Source organism: Caballeronia sp. LZ032 (assembly GCF_031451315.1).
In the GTDB taxonomy this organism is placed as follows: domain Bacteria; phylum Pseudomonadota; class Gammaproteobacteria; order Burkholderiales; family Burkholderiaceae; genus Caballeronia.
The window spans coordinates 1-376 of the sequence record NZ_JARUXP010000071.1 but is presented as its reverse complement, the minus strand read 5'-3'; the positions used below and the strand labels follow the sequence as shown (position 1 = coordinate 376).

Below are 376 nucleotides of genomic sequence, written 5' to 3'. Positions count from 1 at the left end.
AGAAGAGCAGACCGGTAGCGAAAGCGCTCATGGTCACACCACGATTCGCGCCTTCGCGCCGGGCTATCTGTTCACGTTGACAGGTTGTCCACGAACGGCTGACAACCGCGAGTATCTGATCGTCGGCGCAAGTTATCAGTTTCAAAGCGGCGGCGATGCCAGCGGCAGCAGCACGGCGCGTTACGACACGGAGTTTCTCGCGCAGCCGACTTCACTGCCCTGGCGCGCGCCTTCCATCACGCCTTTGCCGAAAGCGACAGGACCGCAGACTGCGGTAGTCGTTGGCCCGGCAGGCGAGACCATCTGGACCGACCAGCACGGCCGCGTGAAGCTGCAATTCCGCTGGGACCGCTACGGCAAGAGCGACGAGAACAGT

At 62.5% G+C, this 376-nt stretch carries 1 pseudogene; it reads left to right on the top strand.

Features of this window, described 5'->3' with window-relative positions:
• Positions 1-376: pseudogene (locus QCE69_RS39720) on the top strand (contractile injection system protein, VgrG/Pvc8 family); the annotation flags it as partial.